Raw genomic sequence first — 14430 nt, 5'->3', positions numbered from 1 at the left:
CCAAGACTTATGTCTTGGTTTTTTTATTACATCAATTTTTATATTTCGATTTGGCTACCTAACTCAACTACACGGTTGGTTGGAATCTGGTAGAAGTCACTCACCGGACTGGTATTACGCTGCATAGAGATAAACAGTTTTTCTCTCCATGGAGACATACCATCGCCCACCGAATGCACAATACGATCACGGGAAATGAAGAAGCTGATGTGCATCAAGTCATACTCAAGACCAAGCTGTTCATAGGCTTGCATCAATGCTTTTGGTACATTCATTTCATCTTTAAAACCGTAGAAGATTTTAATACGGAAGAAATGTTCAGCTAATGTTTCTGTCGTAATACGCTCTTCAGGTTCAACATAAGGCACATCTTCAATCACTACAGTGACCAAGATATTACGCTGATGCAGCACCTTGTTATGCTTGATGTTATGTAGCATGGCATGTGGCACAACGTTTGGCGTACCCGTCATAAATACTGCATCACCCGGCACCCAGTGCACGCTATTACCAATACTTTTTACAAACAAATCGAGCGACAAGGTATCGTGTTCAAGCTTAGCAAAAGTAAGCTCACGGCCACGTTTCCATGTCATTAAGATGGTCACGGCAATCGCACCAATCAGTAATGGTACCCAACCGCCCGACAAGATTTTAAGTGAAGTTGCACCGACTAATACCGACTCTAAAACAAAGAATGGAATAATCAGGAGCAGCACTTTTGGCAAGCTCCACTTCCAAGCTGAGTAGATAAACACCGCAACCAAAATCGTGTCACACAGCATGGTTAAGGTCACAGCTAAGCCATACGCACTTGCAAGGTTCGAACTGCTTTTGAAGATCAAGATTAGGATAATAATTGCGATTAAAAGTAACCAGTTTAAGAAAGGAATATAAATCTGGCCTTCTTCAGATTCAGAAGTATGTTTAATACTTAAACGTGGTAAATAACCCAATTGAATCGCTTGGCGAGCAAGTGAAAACACCCCAGAAATTACGGCTTGAGAAGCAATTACCGTTGCCATGGTCGCCATAATAATCATTGGGTAAAGTGCCCACTGCGGCACCAATAAATAGAATGGGTTTTCAATTGCCGCTGGGTCTCTGAGCAATAATGCGCCCTGTCCTGCGTAGTTTAAAACCAAGCATGGTAACACCACAAAGAACCATGCCATACGAATTGGTACTGGTCCGAAGTGGCCCATATCCGCATAAAGTGCTTCACCACCAGTTACCGTTAACACCACAGCGCCCATAATGAAAAAGGTCATTACTGGATGATGATAGATAAACTGAATGGCCCAGTGTGGACTGAACATACCCAACACCACAGGGGTCTGAATAACACTGTGAAGGCCTAATAATCCTAAAGATAAGAACCATACCATCGTGATCGGGCCAAAAAACTTACCGACAAATGCCGTACCGTGTTTTTGCACCAAAAACAAAGAGATGATAATGGTAATCGCAATCGGCATGATAAACGGGTCAAATACATCGGTGGCAATAGACAGGCCTTCGACAGCCGACAATACCGAAATGGCTGGGGTAATAATACCATCACCAAAAAACAGCGATGCGCCGATAAATCCAATGGCAATCATGTAGATTTTTTTGTTGTCGGCAATTTTGGCTTTACGTAAGTTCAATGCGAGTAAGGCCATGATCCCGCCTTCGCCATTGTTGTCTGCACGCATGACAATCGCGACATACTTGATGCTGATGATCAGCATTAAGCACCAAAAAATAATAGATAAAATTCCTAATACGTTTTCAGGCTGAATTCCCAACCCATGCGCTGCATGGAAGGACTCTTTCAAGGCATAGAGCGGACTTGTTCCGATGTCTCCAAAGACCACTCCAAGAGCTGCCAAAGCCGTGGCAGGCAAGGTCGCTTTTTTGGCCGTATTTTGCATTGTGTAATTAAACCAATATGATTTTTAGCGCAATCTTATCACCTCTATTATTTTTTTTCTGTAATGCTCGTCTTAAATCTTGGCAGGACTCGTTTTTTTAGTTACTATCGCACGCCTTGGTGAGGTGTCCGAGTGGCTTAAGGAGCACGCCTGGAAAGTGTGTATACGTTTGCGCGTATCGAGGGTTCGAATCCCTCTCTCACCGCCAGAATTGAAAAAAGACCTAAGTCATTTTGATTTAGGTCTTTTTTTTAGCTTAAAAAAAACAATCTAATCAACTATAAGTAATTTCGCCCCATTCAAGCTAAAAGACTGATGTGGCTCTGAATTGTCTCCGACTTGATAACTCACACCTGAAGTTAAAGTGAATGTTCGCCCATCTTTCAATCTACTCTCCAACTCACCTTCTAGGCAAAATAATATGTGCCCTTTTTCACACCAATGGTCAGCTAAATAGTTTGCTGAGTACTCTACAAGTCTTACTCGTATTTTATTTCCTTCTTCACCAAAAAATTGGGTTTTCCAATAAGCTTTTCCTGTTTCACCGCTATATTCAGTGACTTCTATTTCTTCCCAGTTTGTAATTTGAAATGGAAAAGGCGCGATATTCATAATTTTTTCCAAAGACGTATTATTGTATTTTCAACTTATAGACAAATTTAATTTTTGCAAACTTTTTATTAAGATAATCATAAAGATAACAAAACTATTTTCACTTTTAAGAGACCCAAACCTCACGTTCAGGCCTTCCCCTTTTTAAACCTACTCAGACAGCGCTAATAACTTCTGAACATACTGAACCGCATTATTTTCTATGTCTTGTTGAGTCGGTACATCGTCATCTTCTGAAGGGTTTGTGTCTAAACCATAAAATGCATGAAGTGGTTGATAGACAGCCCCAACATATAAAGCCGTTAGCTTAAATGGAGTAAAAATCTGCTCTAAAGAAAGCTTGTATTCACCATACTCTGAATAAACCTTTTCTTTCACACCCGCAGACACAGCCAACATAAACTTCTTATTTTTAAGCTTGTCACCCTTTGAGCCGTAAGCCCAACCATAAGTCAAAACTTCATCAAGCCATTGTTTCAAAAGCGGTGGGCAATTAAACCAATACACTGGAAATTGAAAGACTAAATTTTCGTGTTCTTCTACCAATGCTTGCTCTTTGGCAACATCAATTACGCCATCTGGATAGGCTTGATAAATTTGATGAACCGTAAATTGGTCTGGATATTTTTCTAATTCCTCTACCCATCTTTTATTTACGACTGATTGGTCTATGTGAGGGTGGGTAATAATGACTAATGTCTTTTTCATTATGAAAACACTCTTATCGAAAAGTAGATAAATCGATTATAGGAGTGTGCTTTCCTAAATATAAGTACGGTAATTTGTGTTATATACTATACTAAAAGATAGTGTAGATTTTAAAAATGACTGAATGCGTTCCATCACATACGCCATTAGAAGAGACAGGTTTTGGCTATACCCTTTCTTTGATTAATGGCAAATATAAAATGATTATTATGTATTGGCTTTATGAAAAAAATGTCATGCGTTTTAATGAAATGCAACGCTGCATTGGCAATATTTCGTTTAGAACGCTCAGCAATACACTTAAAGAATTAGAAAGAGACGAGCTTATTACTCGCAAGGAATATCCTCAAATTCCGCCAAAGGTTGAGTATCGACTTTCAGAAAAAGGACAATCTTTAATTCCTTTGTTAGATATGATGTGTGATTGGGGCGAGCGGAATATGAATTCTTAATTTTATAGACTTGAAGTGATACTAAATATGAGAAATGAATTAAGAGAAATTTTTATTAAGGGATGCGACGAGAAAATTGAAAAGAAGGGAGACAATGTCGGTCTATCTTTTTATGCTTTTTTTAAAAATAAGAATGATAACCCTGAGTTACTGATGGAAGCAGCGCATTGGTGGATTATGGTACACAAGCTAGATCACTTCGAGAAGGCAGTTAAGATTAAACAGTTGGTTTTAAATGAGCGGTAATTAGAGTTATTCGAAAAGGCTTAAATTTAAGCCTTTTCATTATTTTAAACTTAAAAATTAATTACTTAACATAAGGCCAAACATCAGGATCTATATATTCTTCATCGATATGATAACCCTCAGCCTTAGCTTTTCTTTCTTCCTTTTCCCGATATTTTTTATTTTCAATTAATCTTTTTTTAAACGCTTGCTCGAATTCACTAGGTGTCATTTTATCAGAGTCAGGAATTGAGTCTCTTTCATTGTATCGCACACTCTGAAAGCTAAATCTAAGCATATATTGTTCTTCATTCCGCTCATTCTTAGCTGTTCTTTTTAAACTGATATCTAAAATAACCCCATTAGCATACAACCTATAACCCAATGATTTTGTCGGGCTGTTGTTTATTATATTTTTCCACTCCTCAAAGCTAAAAATATAACTCGGGTCAATGACATCACGACTTTTCGATAGATGCTTAATATTATCTTCTTTAGCGATACGCGGAGCATCTGTAAAGAAATAGTTTTTCCAACCAGCCTGATTAATACGTTTCATTAAAGCTACATAGCTTTGATAAACCTGCTCTGGGGTAGCAAATTCTTCTTTTGTGAGGCCAGCATCAATATCTAAAACTTGGATCCCTTCATTTTTATCATATTGAGTTCCTAATACAGAGAAAACATGCTCAATCGATAAAGTATTAGAACCATTCTCTATAGTTATTTTTCCTAAGTTAGGAGGAGAAAATTGAAGTTCTCTAAAGCTAACGCCAGCTGGATGATTATCGACATTTCCATCACTATATTTTGAAAAATCTTGAACACCTTGTTCACCCATATGCAAAGTGTAGGCTTGCTGATTCATAGTCAAATTCTCATTATGTTCTGATGTTGGCTGACAAGCGGAAAGTAATAATCCAAAAATAAAGATTAGGAAATATTGTTTAAATTTTGCCATCATTACTATCTTTCCCTACTTTAAACTCTGCTTTGCTATTTCCCCATCCTGCAATAGTTTCTAATTCTTTTTCTAAAAAGTCTCTTCCTTTATCGCTTTGCATTAATCGATGATACTTAGCTGCTGCAACTTTAATCCATTTCATACGACTATCATAAACTTCAACTTGTGTACCTTCTAATGGTTCGCTATAAACCGTTTCAGGTAATTGGGATAGAACCCCTGCATGACGCCCTTTATACTGTCCTTGTTTATTAGGTTTAACTGCATCGGCCCCATAATCGCTAGTTAAAACAAGAGTACTATCTGGTAAACCAGTAAATCGTTGTAAAGAAGCCTGTTTCTGGACTTTCCACTCCTTCCACACAAGCTCCTGTAAAATATTAAATTGTTCTTGAACTGCAATCGCCATCAAATGGTCAAAAAGATTTTTAGCGGCCGTTTTAAAATTATCGTTTCGAGTTTTCCCTGCTCGCTTAAAAGTACTTTCAATATCAGGTAAATACCCAAAACCCTCTTCTATCTGGTCAGTCCATCCTAATTGTTTAATAACTGATAAGGAGTTAGACCACGGCAAATTCTCAACTTCTTTTTTAATATGTTTAAAACCTGATACTTTTCGGGCTTTCATACAACTTTTAAAGGAGGCAGATGAAGCACTCCATGCATAATGCCATGGTGCAATATCCATAAATAACCATAAATTGCCCTTAGCAAAAGAATGTACTGGGTCTCGAATCATAGAATTAATTACAGGGGCTGTTAAAACACCGCCTACGGCACCAGAAATCACAGGTGCCCACTTATATCCCCATGCAGTTAATCCATGCTTAAAAATAGCAGCTACGGTTTTAGAGGCAAATGCCCCAAGCCCCATCCAATAGTAACGACCTCTAAATAATTTCGTTCCTGAAATTTCTTGTTCTAAATAAATTCTGGCATAGACAGAAGCAATACGCCTTGCTCTAGCCTCATATCCAGGTTCAAGTTTGTAATGATTTGCACTTTTAAGGTTAGAAACTCTTTTTATGGCCTCTTGCTGATAAATTTCCCAGAAAGTTAAGCAATCACATTGAACGGTTTTACAGCTATTTTCCGTAGTATTGGTATTACTATCCCAATCAAGACTTCCACTCATTTAGCATCACCATCATTGTCAGCAGAATCAGCCTCGAAACTTATCCAATTTAAATCTAACTTTAAATTTTCTTCCTTAGAAGAATGAATACGTTTAGATCTACCCTTGTCATCTGCTTGAGAGATGTACTCATTTCCATCGGTAGAAATTTTATAATCTACTTTTTTCATAGGTTCACCCGAAGGTAATAACATTTGGAACTTCTCGTTATATGCCTCATAAGCGGGTAATCCTTGAATATTTACCCCGACTTCAGCTCCACCTTTAAATAGATGTTGTCCAGCTTTGACCTCAAATTTTGCGGGAGTAATTAATGTAATACCGTTTTTATTAATAATGATCTGAGAACCACCAGCCATATACAAAACCTTATCTAGTAAAATTTTATTTGTCTTCCTAAAATAGATTCCATGAAAATCAACTTAACTCTCTTAATATTATGACCTTTATTCTTGCTATTCAACTTGAGGATAGTATTGTGATTGCGGCAGATACTCGCAGTACTATACCGTATCAGGATAATGGTTCATATTTATATCAAGATGGTATTCAAAAGCTCTTTCCATGGGAAAACGGTATTATTACAGGAACTGGTGAATTAAACCTTATCCAAAATGTTATGCATTCTTTCGATAAGTTTACGAAACAGAACATTCATGAGCTACCAAATTTATTGAAGACATCTAAATTAATGCGTGAACAAGAAATCACACATTCACAATTAGAAATCACAAAATTATTATATTCGACTTATAGTGAAAATGGAGCACAACTTTACTCAATTCAACCTAACAAACTAGAAGAATATGAAGTAATTAGATGTGAGGAAAATGAAATTTTACTATGGACATTTAACCCAGATATTCGACCTATTATTAATGCACTTACAGAGTTATATTCCAGCTTAAAACCATTAAATGTATTTAGTAATACGGCTGACTGTATTTATTACTATTTAAACCAAATATCTCCTATCTTTCATAAACAAGCCCAACATGATTCTATGATGAGCAAAGAATTTAACTTCTTTTTTCAAACCAAAGATGAATATTTTTTTGGAGAATATTTAAATAATGAGTCTAATACACTGAATAATAAAATAAGTAATCTTTAAAAGCTGACCCAACTCCCGTCGGGCCTTCCTCCTATCAAACTCGACTTAAAAAATACTCAAGTAATGCATCCCTTTCATCAGTGTTATTGGTTCCCGAAAGCTGAACCATGGCTCCATCAATCACAAACAAAAACATGTGTGCATCTTCAACTGTAGCAGTCGCTTTTACAGTTAAAAGCAGTTTATGAATTTCTTTAATGAACCAGTTTCGGTAGTCAATAACGAGTTTATAGGCAGTTGAATAAAGCTTTTCAATTTCAAAAATGGCTTTAAATGGCAACCGATAAAAGCCATCTAAGTTCGCATGTAAGAGGTAAATTTTCTTGAGTTTATCGAATGCCATGAGTTCGCGGTACGAATGAATAATTGAAAGCACCTCATGTTTTAATGCATCTATTTGAAAAGTTAAGCTCATCTGAATGAGTCTTTCTTTGGAGTGAAAGTAGTTATAAAAAGTAGCTTTGGGAATTTTGGCCTCGCTAACAATTCGATCGATCCCAATGTAAAACCCATGTTGAGTAAATAAATCTTTTGCCGCGTGGAGCACGCGTAATGCTCTAAATGATGCTTCTAAATTTGGCATTTTTATACCGTTTAAAATAATTTTTTGTTGTATGTAAAAGAGATAGAAATGCCGTCACTCTTAAATTGAGCGCTAAAAACAGGCATGCAAAAGCAGCACAAAAATGGTGTGCTCGCCTATCTCTGGTTTTATTGTTGCTATGATTTTTTAGTCGTAATGACCTATGGCTTAAAACCTAGAGTCGGTTAAACCGTTTTAAAGACCAGTTAGGTATCGAGTCAAAGATTTTGGCAAAGGTTGCCAATGAGAGAGATGAAATAGTACGCATAATGGCGAACTCCTTGTGTATTAAAGAAGAACTACCACGATTACTGCTAAATAATGGTGGCAGAACGAAGGGGGTTAGCAGACTGGTACACAAGGACCCAGCACGCGCAAGCGCGTCCACCTCCGTCCTACCATAGAAAAAAGGGGGACGTAAGGATCCAGTACTAAAAAGCAAGCTTTTAGTACTCTTGTGTAAAAGGGTCTGCTAAAACCCACTGGCAATGTGACCAGCAGGCAAAGGATAATCCGCGAGTTTTTGAGTGTCAATGTAAGGTTGAATAGAAATTGGTTAAATAATTATTGTTGTTTATTCAATTAGATATTTAAGCTAAAAAGACCTTCAATTTAAATTTAACGATGTCATGATAATAAAAATATAGGATAGTGAATTATGATTGAGTTCATGATTTGAATAGGTAATTAATAATGATAATAAAGGGACCTCCCACCAGTTCAGAAAAATACCAACTTATCTTTCAATGGCTTGATGAACGGTCCAATTATTCTATTGGGGCGATGGCCTTTCTTGCTCAAACACAAGCTACCAATGCAGAGTGGCAACTCTTGCGGTTGTATGACTCACAAAACGCCGAGCAACTGCTAGGAGTCGCGGTCATCGTTGCTGGTGGCACCTGTTTCTGGGTTCCGTCAGAGGCATCATCTGGTTCATTGCTCTGTACCTCAATTTTACAGCTTCAACCGCGTCGGATTGTAACGACCGCAATCGGGCGAGACTTATTACATGTCGAGATAAAACAAAAAGGACGCATTTTACGAGAATATGATCAATGGATCATGGTTTGCTCAGGCCAATTTTCTGAAGCTCAAGGCCGCTTGGCTGAACTTTCGGATATTGCCCGTCTTGATGAATATCAACATCAATACAATAAAGAGCGATCCGTAAATGAAACACCTGACTGGGTATCTCTAATTCAACAACAAAAAATTATTGTGCTTGAAGCAGATCAACAAATCGTTTCTATTGTGCGTTTAGGCATAGAAACCGATCGTCTGGTTTCTATTGGCGGCACATATACTTTCCCTGCTTATCGCCGAAAAGGTTTTGCCGAACGCGTCTTACAATTCGCGGTTAATCGGATTGTTGCAACTGGTCGGATTGCCCACTTAATTGTTGACGTTGATAACATCCCAGCGGTTAGTCTTTATCGGCAAATGGGCTTCGAATGTGTAGAATCTTCTTACATTGCTTACCCCGAATATTTATAAAAAATCATTCATTTTCAAAACTGCTTAAATGTACTGATTGATCGCGCTATAAATAAAAGCTACAGTAAATAAAGTTTGAATTTTATAACTTTAAGTAAATTAATAAGGTATGCAGGCAAAAACATGGAAACCATACATGATTTTTATCGCCGCTTTTCTTTAACCAGAGATAGCGATTACTCGGTTCCATCGACCTCGTTTGGACATTTTAACGTGTTCCAACGCGATGCCTGCTCGTTTCTCACGCCTTATAGCCGCCGCGATTATTATAAAATTTCACTGGTTTTAGGCACAGGCGAGCTTCACTACGCTAACCGCTGGATACGAGTCGACCGCCCTGCTTTACTGTTTTCAAACCCAATGGTGCCATATGCATGGGAAATTAATTCGCCCGAACAGGCAGGCTGGTTTTGTCTATTTACCGAAGAGTTTGTAAACCAAGAATCAAGACAAAGCTTTTTAAAAGACTCACCATTGTTTAAAGTCGACGGCGATCCGCTATATTTTTTAAATGACCAACAAGTTGAAGAAATTTCATTTATTTTCGAAAAGATGATGACTGAAATAAATTCAGACTATATTTATAAATACAACGTTTTAAGAAATTATTTGCACCTAATTGTGCATGAAGCCATGAAAATGCAACCGACCCAACAGTTTGAAAAACATAGCAATGCTGCTGTTCGGATTTGCCATTTATTCTTTGAATTATTAGAACGCCAGTTCCCAATTGACTCGCCCCATTTTCAGCTGAAACTCAAAACAGCAAATGACTATGCCTATGGCTTGTCGGTGCATGTGAACCATTTAAACCGAGCTGTAAAAGAAGCCACAGGTAAAACCACCTCTGAGCATATTAGCTCGCGCATTACGCAAGAAGCCAAAGCGCTGCTACAGCACACCAGTTGGAATATTTCTGAAATTGCTTATAGCTTAGGCTTTGAATATTCAGCGTATTTCACCAATTTCTTTAAGAAAAATACTGGCTTTTCACCTAAAAAGTTCCGCGAAGACTGTGTGGCCTAAAAACAGATTGTTTGAATTTTATAATTATTGGTTTGAATGTTATACGTCAGTTTGAGCCAAAGGATTTTATAGTTTTTCTACTCAAGTGATTTTGCAAAAAAGAGTGTGAAAAATGAAATATAGAACTTTAGGACAAACAGGCGAAAAAGTATCAGCACTTGGTTTAGGTTGCATGGGAATGAGCTTTGCCTATGGGGCCTCAGACGACACACAAAGCATTGCAACCCTAGAAAAGGCATTAGACCTCGGCATTAACTTTTGGGACACCGCCGACATGTACGGCAACGGCGCAAACGAAGTTTTGCTCTCAAAAGTTTTAGAAAAACATCGCGACAAAGTATTCTTGGCGACCAAATTTGGCTTTCGCTATAAAGAAGATAACCTCAACCCGAAAAACTCTTTAGAGTCTTATATCGACGGCTCACCTGAGTGGATTAAAGTTGCGGTCGAAAACAGCTTAAGACGCTTAAATACAGACGTGATTGATTTGTATTATGCGCACCGTATAGACCCGAATGTTCCGGTTGAAGATACCATTGGCGCAATGGCGGACTTGGTCAAGCAAGGTAAAGTTCGTTACCTAGGACTCAGTGAAGCGTCGGCTGAAACCATTCGTAAAGCACATGCGATTCACCCGATTGCAGCGGTTCAACATGAATATTCATTGCTTACCCGTGAACTGGAAGATACTCACTTTCAAACCATTCGCGAATTAGGTATTAGCCTTGTGCCGTATTCACCGTTATCACGCGGTTTAATTACCAATACGCTTGATCTAAATAACTTAGAAGAAAATGATTTCCGTCGCCAGTTACCACGTTATCAGGGCGATAACTGGAAAAATAACCAAAGCTTGGCGCAAGCATTTAGCGAGTTTGCTCAAAGCAAAAATGCGACAGCGGCTCAACTGGCTTTGGCTTGGATTTTGGCGCAAGGTGACGACATTATTCCAATTCCGGGTACGCGTAAAATCGAGCGACTTGTAGAAAATGCGGGTGCTGTAGACCTTCATTTAACAGCGGCAGACTTGGCAGAAATTCAAGCGATTATTGCGAGATACCCAAACATGGGCGCACGCTATAACGCTCAGCAACTTGCTGCGGTGAACCACTAAAATACAAGCCATAAAAAAGTCCGACTCAGTGTCGGACTTTTTTAGTTTAGTCTTTGCTATATGTGCCTTGCTGGCGTCCACCTTCCCAGATCGCATCTAAGGATTTATCCGAAATCGTTAGGCTTTCAGGGAAAATACTTAAATCCTTTTTAAATTTAGCCTCTGGTTTTAAGCCAATACAGTCTCCATTTTTCCACCATGTGCCTTCTGCATATTGGTCTAAAGCACCTACAGCGAGCATCCATTGAAACTTACCGTCTGGCTGAAGTAAAAGCTCTGAACCGACTTCCATTACACCATGTAAATAATAGTGTCCACTCCAAGCCTGATCAGCCTTTTGGAATTTCACTTCCTTACAGGTACTAGTCGGCTCTGCATAAATGTGAGCAGAAAAAATAACCGTAGAAACAAGCAGTAAAGGTGCAAATATATTTTTCATTATTTAGTTCCTATAAATTTTTTAATCAAATTGTTAGTTAGCTTTATCCATCCCTATCTTAGAGAGCAGGCAAATGGGATTCTTAGGTTTTTATATATTCTTCATAAGAAGTGACTACTGTTACATCTTTTGCTAGGAAATCAGGGTACTTTTCTCTTAGTAACTCAACACATTTCGGACTTGCGGTTACTACAACCAATGGATCACTCGGATAGGTAACAAACATGGGGAAATCACTAATGAGTTTAAAAACTGCTCTCTCCATTTTTTCTGATCCGCATGGCCTGAAAATAGTTAAGCCTTCTACACTTGAGTTATCCTTACCGAAAGTTATGGAAAAATGACAGTGTACGCCAGCCATCCTGCCTTCATATACCTCTACGCCATAGTCTAGGAAGTAATAATTGTCATCTATTTCTGTCCAATAAGGACTAAAAATATCTAATATTTCCTCTTTAGTTGCAGAATCATCCATTGAAAAAATAAAGTATTCAATACCCATGTTTTCTCTCTTATCTACTATATCTCATCATTCAATTACTACTATCCAACATAACCATAAATCAGACCAACTACACCAATACATAATAGAATGATAAAAGTTATGTTTTCTGTCTCAGACTTGTTTTTACGTTTTTTACCGTATAGCCCAATAATTACAGCAATTATAATTATCAAGATACTAGCAAGCATTACAAAGCCCATCATAATGCCATGGCCAATATTTGCCGAACTTAACATTCAAGTTTCCTTTTTTAAATCTTAGAAAAGAACAGTAAGAAATTTACTATTTTCCAGACTCAACTTTTAAATACGTTCCATCTGCATAGACGTTATGTCCAAAGCCACAACCCGACTCGCCTTCGCTTTGTTTGACCTGAATATAGTTACCTAATTTTGCGTTAGATTTAAAATCGAGTTGAATGCGGCAGTCTTCATTTTTATAAACCGTTTGCTTTTTATTGCTCGGCATTTTGGTGTCAAACTCACCCATATTTGGGCCATAGATCAAGCTTCTAAGTCCCATATATAAACCGGCATAGCTAATTGCATATTGGCCCTGCTTACGACTTACCGTGATGTGATCCCACTCACCAAAACCTGAATAACGCACATATTCACCAGACAAATCATTTGAGGTTTTAGGTACAGGTAACTGTTTAAGATTAAACTGGCTAGATTTTGATTTTTCATCAAGCATAAACCATGCTCTCGCCCAGAGTGGTTGACCCAATTTGGCATAGGCTAATCCCACATTATTGTTGGCAACTTCAATATCTCGGTCGGTAAATTTAACTGTGGTTTCGTCTGCATTGGCTTTACAAAAAGCAGTCCAAGAGGCTTGGTTTTGGAAATTTTCGAGCGCTTTTTTATATTGTTTTTGGTCGTAGAATTTCTTACCTAAGCTCGCGTATTGCTTCACTTTATTACAGCTTTGTTGTAATTCTTGTTCAAAAGAAAATTCTGCATGCGTGACCGCCAAAGCCGAAAGTGTGAGAACCGCGCAACCTGAAATAATCGATTTAATCATTTTTAAAATTCTTTAATAATTAACTAATTATATAATATGAGTAAGCTCCATAAATCACAATTCCCTGAAACAAAAGTCTCTTAGAAGAGTTTATGTTTTTATAAAACTGGTTAAATCCATACAGAATAACCCATCGAAAATATTAAACCTTAACTGCTTATTTTAATTGAATATTCATCTAAAAAATAATGTAGACTGCATGTGTAAAACTTAGGAAGAATTATAAGAGTGAATAATTTAATTATTGGAACCCTATTTGCACTTTGTGCAGCAGCACTCAATGCCTCTATTGGTGTGATTAGCAAATTACTCATGCACAGTGGTTTAAACCCACAAGACATTGCCTTTTTAAAAACCATTATCGCCTTTTTCTTTTTAAGTGTGTTTTTATGTAAAGTTCCTGTGAGCCAAAAGATTGCTTTTATTAGCAGCACGCCAAGTAAACTCAGCGTTTTTACTCAAATTGCCATATGTGCTTTTCTAGGAATCTTCTCTTTATTCTTTTTCGAGACCATTGCCTACAACCACGGCGCTGCGGCGAATGTGGTAGTGGTACTCATGGCTTCGGCTGCCATCTCTGCCCTATTTTTTGGTCGGTTCATTTTAAAAGAAAGCATCTACATTCATTCACTTATTGGAACATTATTGGCGGTTGCGGGGATTAGTATTATTTCATGGAAAGGTGAAAATAGCCTTTTAATGCTGATCAATGCTTCTATTGCCGGTACGGGTTATGGCCTATTTTCGGTTTTAGTGAAAAAATTCAAATTAAACGGCGGGCTGTTTCTTACCAAGTATTTATTGTTATTTGGCAGTGTTTATCTTGCCGTTCCGTTTTTAATTAATTTTCACAGTATTAATTTTAATAGTGACATTGTTTTAGGCTTGATTGGTTTAGCTGTTCTGCCAACCATCCTCGGCTTTTTCTGTACCACTAAAGCATTGTCTTACATGAGTGCCGCAAAGGTACAAGTGACCGAGCTTTCAGAACCCATTTTTGCAGCGCTCATGGCTTGGGTTTTCATTCATGAACAGCCGACTTTATCATTTTTATATGGCGCGATTTTTATTATTTTAGGCATCTTATTGATGAACAAAGCACCGAAATCAAGCTAGT

General features: G+C 37.7%; 18 protein-coding genes and 1 tRNA gene. 8 read left to right on the top strand and 11 right to left on the bottom strand.

Annotation, left to right across the window (positions count from 1 at the left end):
* Positions 1 to 38: 38 nt before the first annotated feature.
* Positions 39 to 1916, bottom strand: coding sequence for a potassium transporter Kup (locus HJG58_RS04445; RefSeq protein WP_170248054.1), 1878 nt, complete (start codon positions 1914 to 1916; stop codon positions 39 to 41).
* Between the two features lie 118 nt (positions 1917 to 2034).
* Here HJG58_RS04445 and HJG58_RS04440 point away from each other — a divergent pair.
* Positions 2035 to 2124: transfer RNA gene (locus tag HJG58_RS04440), tRNA-Ser, on the top strand.
* A gap of 62 nt (positions 2125 to 2186) precedes the next feature.
* Here the strand turns inward: HJG58_RS04440 and HJG58_RS04435 are convergent.
* Both HJG58_RS04435 and HJG58_RS04430 read right to left on the bottom strand, forming a co-directional pair.
* Positions 2187 to 2528, bottom strand: a complete 342-nt coding sequence (locus tag HJG58_RS04435; protein WP_170248053.1) for a DHCW motif cupin fold protein — start codon at positions 2526 to 2528, stop codon at positions 2187 to 2189.
* 150 nt (positions 2529 to 2678) lie between these two features.
* Entirely contained in the window at positions 2679 to 3236 is a 558-nt protein-coding gene (locus HJG58_RS04430; RefSeq protein ID WP_170248052.1) for an NAD(P)H-dependent oxidoreductase, read from the bottom strand.
* A gap of 116 nt (positions 3237 to 3352) precedes the next feature.
* Here HJG58_RS04430 and HJG58_RS04425 point away from each other — a divergent pair, with 116 nt between their 5' ends.
* Both HJG58_RS04425 and HJG58_RS04420 read left to right on the top strand, forming a co-directional pair.
* Positions 3353 to 3688, top strand: coding sequence for a winged helix-turn-helix transcriptional regulator (locus HJG58_RS04425; RefSeq protein WP_170248051.1), 336 nt, complete (start codon positions 3353 to 3355; stop codon positions 3686 to 3688).
* Between the two features lie 27 nt (positions 3689 to 3715).
* Positions 3716 to 3934, top strand: coding sequence for a DUF6500 family protein (locus HJG58_RS04420; RefSeq protein WP_086264758.1), 219 nt, complete (start codon positions 3716 to 3718; stop codon positions 3932 to 3934).
* Between the two features lie 61 nt (positions 3935 to 3995).
* Here the strand turns inward: HJG58_RS04420 and HJG58_RS04415 are convergent, their stop codons facing one another.
* Genes HJG58_RS04415 through HJG58_RS04405 form a run of 3 tightly spaced genes read right to left on the bottom strand, consistent with a single transcriptional unit; the run spans position 3996 to position 6371 of the window.
* A complete protein-coding gene (locus tag HJG58_RS04415) occupies positions 3996 to 4877 on the bottom strand; it encodes a hypothetical protein (RefSeq protein ID WP_170248050.1) in 882 nt (293 codons plus the stop codon).
* A complete protein-coding gene (locus tag HJG58_RS04410) occupies positions 4861 to 6012 on the bottom strand; it encodes a DUF2515 family protein (protein ID WP_170248049.1) in 1152 nt (383 codons plus the stop codon). The genes HJG58_RS04415 and HJG58_RS04410 overlap by 17 nt, the downstream gene beginning before the upstream one ends.
* Entirely contained in the window at positions 6009 to 6371 is a 363-nt protein-coding gene (locus HJG58_RS04405; protein ID WP_032038659.1) for a hypothetical protein, read from the bottom strand. The genes HJG58_RS04410 and HJG58_RS04405 overlap by 4 nt, the downstream gene beginning before the upstream one ends.
* Before the next feature lie 80 nt (positions 6372 to 6451).
* Here HJG58_RS04405 and HJG58_RS04400 point away from each other — a divergent pair, with 80 nt between their 5' ends.
* Positions 6452 to 7126 carry an Ntn hydrolase family protein gene (locus tag HJG58_RS04400; RefSeq protein ID WP_170248048.1) on the top strand — a complete coding sequence of 225 codons (675 nt, stop codon included), beginning with the start codon at positions 6452 to 6454 and terminating at the stop codon, positions 7124 to 7126.
* A gap of 34 nt (positions 7127 to 7160) precedes the next feature.
* Here the strand turns inward: HJG58_RS04400 and HJG58_RS04395 are convergent, their stop codons facing one another.
* Positions 7161 to 7709, bottom strand: a complete 549-nt coding sequence (locus tag HJG58_RS04395; protein WP_170248047.1) for a TetR/AcrR family transcriptional regulator — start codon at positions 7707 to 7709, stop codon at positions 7161 to 7163.
* A gap of 693 nt (positions 7710 to 8402) precedes the next feature.
* Between HJG58_RS04395 and HJG58_RS04390 the strand changes: the two genes are divergently transcribed.
* From HJG58_RS04390 to HJG58_RS04380, 3 genes are all read left to right on the top strand, one after another.
* On the top strand, positions 8403 to 9203 hold the full coding sequence (locus HJG58_RS04390) for a GNAT family N-acetyltransferase (protein WP_170248046.1): 801 nt from the start codon (positions 8403 to 8405) through the stop codon (positions 9201 to 9203).
* 123 nt (positions 9204 to 9326) lie between these two features.
* Positions 9327 to 10229 (top strand): helix-turn-helix domain-containing protein, encoded by a 903-nt coding sequence (locus HJG58_RS04385; RefSeq protein ID WP_170248045.1) that lies wholly within the window; start codon positions 9327 to 9329, stop codon positions 10227 to 10229.
* A gap of 112 nt (positions 10230 to 10341) precedes the next feature.
* Positions 10342 to 11343 carry an aldo/keto reductase gene (locus HJG58_RS04380; RefSeq protein WP_170248044.1) on the top strand — a complete coding sequence of 334 codons (1002 nt, stop codon included), beginning with the start codon at positions 10342 to 10344 and terminating at the stop codon, positions 11341 to 11343.
* Positions 11344 to 11389: 46 nt separating this feature from the next.
* Here HJG58_RS04380 and HJG58_RS04375 read toward each other — a convergent pair whose 3' ends face one another.
* From HJG58_RS04375 to HJG58_RS04360, 4 genes are all read right to left on the bottom strand, one after another.
* Positions 11390 to 11782, bottom strand: coding sequence for a hypothetical protein (locus tag HJG58_RS04375; RefSeq protein ID WP_000789146.1), 393 nt, complete (start codon positions 11780 to 11782; stop codon positions 11390 to 11392).
* An 82-nt stretch (positions 11783 to 11864) separates the two neighbouring features.
* A complete protein-coding gene (locus HJG58_RS04370) occupies positions 11865 to 12284 on the bottom strand; it encodes a hypothetical protein (protein WP_170248043.1) in 420 nt (139 codons plus the stop codon).
* A 41-nt stretch (positions 12285 to 12325) separates the two neighbouring features.
* A complete protein-coding gene (locus HJG58_RS04365) occupies positions 12326 to 12523 on the bottom strand; it encodes a hypothetical protein (protein WP_170248042.1) in 198 nt (65 codons plus the stop codon).
* 46 nt (positions 12524 to 12569) lie between these two features.
* Positions 12570 to 13313 (bottom strand): hypothetical protein, encoded by a 744-nt coding sequence (locus HJG58_RS04360; protein WP_170248041.1) that lies wholly within the window; start codon positions 13311 to 13313, stop codon positions 12570 to 12572.
* A 228-nt stretch (positions 13314 to 13541) separates the two neighbouring features.
* On the opposite strand from HJG58_RS04360, the gene HJG58_RS04355 reads away from it, so the two are divergent.
* A complete protein-coding gene (locus HJG58_RS04355; RefSeq protein WP_170248040.1) occupies positions 13542 to 14429 on the top strand; it encodes a DMT family transporter in 888 nt (295 codons plus the stop codon).
* Position 14430 lies beyond the last annotated feature (1 nt).

It is taken from the genome of Acinetobacter geminorum (assembly GCF_013009345.1).
In the GTDB taxonomy this organism is placed as follows: Bacteria; Pseudomonadota; Gammaproteobacteria; order Pseudomonadales; family Moraxellaceae; genus Acinetobacter; species Acinetobacter geminorum.
Note: the sequence above shows the minus strand (reverse complement) of the source record. Positions and strands in the feature narration are given on the sequence as shown.

Excerpts from the sequence above, each read along its gene's own strand:
- HJG58_RS04445 (WP_170248054.1), bottom strand. The coding sequence starts at position 1,916 with ATGCAAAATACGGCCAAAAAAGCGACCTTGCCTGCCACGGCTTTGGCA.
- HJG58_RS04435 (WP_170248053.1), bottom strand. The coding sequence starts at position 2,528 with ATGAATATCGCGCCTTTTCCATTTCAAATTACAAACTGGGAAGAAATA.
- HJG58_RS04430 (WP_170248052.1), bottom strand. The coding sequence starts at position 3,236 with ATGAAAAAGACATTAGTCATTATTACCCACCCTCACATAGACCAATCA.
- HJG58_RS04425 (WP_170248051.1), top strand. The coding sequence starts at position 3,353 with ATGACTGAATGCGTTCCATCACATACGCCATTAGAAGAGACAGGTTTT.
- HJG58_RS04420 (WP_086264758.1), top strand. The coding sequence starts at position 3,716 with ATGAGAAATGAATTAAGAGAAATTTTTATTAAGGGATGCGACGAGAAA.
- HJG58_RS04415 (WP_170248050.1), bottom strand. The coding sequence starts at position 4,877 with ATGATGGCAAAATTTAAACAATATTTCCTAATCTTTATTTTTGGATTA.
- HJG58_RS04410 (WP_170248049.1), bottom strand. The coding sequence starts at position 6,012 with ATGAGTGGAAGTCTTGATTGGGATAGTAATACCAATACTACGGAAAAT.
- HJG58_RS04405 (WP_032038659.1), bottom strand. The coding sequence starts at position 6,371 with ATGGCTGGTGGTTCTCAGATCATTATTAATAAAAACGGTATTACATTA.
- HJG58_RS04400 (WP_170248048.1), top strand. The coding sequence starts at position 6,452 with ATGACCTTTATTCTTGCTATTCAACTTGAGGATAGTATTGTGATTGCG.
- HJG58_RS04395 (WP_170248047.1), bottom strand. The coding sequence starts at position 7,709 with ATGCCAAATTTAGAAGCATCATTTAGAGCATTACGCGTGCTCCACGCG.
- HJG58_RS04390 (WP_170248046.1), top strand. The coding sequence starts at position 8,403 with ATGATAATAAAGGGACCTCCCACCAGTTCAGAAAAATACCAACTTATC.
- HJG58_RS04385 (WP_170248045.1), top strand. The coding sequence starts at position 9,327 with ATGGAAACCATACATGATTTTTATCGCCGCTTTTCTTTAACCAGAGAT.
- HJG58_RS04380 (WP_170248044.1), top strand. The coding sequence starts at position 10,342 with ATGAAATATAGAACTTTAGGACAAACAGGCGAAAAAGTATCAGCACTT.
- HJG58_RS04375 (WP_000789146.1), bottom strand. The coding sequence starts at position 11,782 with ATGAAAAATATATTTGCACCTTTACTGCTTGTTTCTACGGTTATTTTT.
- HJG58_RS04370 (WP_170248043.1), bottom strand. The coding sequence starts at position 12,284 with ATGGGTATTGAATACTTTATTTTTTCAATGGATGATTCTGCAACTAAA.
- HJG58_RS04365 (WP_170248042.1), bottom strand. The coding sequence starts at position 12,523 with ATGTTAAGTTCGGCAAATATTGGCCATGGCATTATGATGGGCTTTGTA.
- HJG58_RS04360 (WP_170248041.1), bottom strand. The coding sequence starts at position 13,313 with ATGATTAAATCGATTATTTCAGGTTGCGCGGTTCTCACACTTTCGGCT.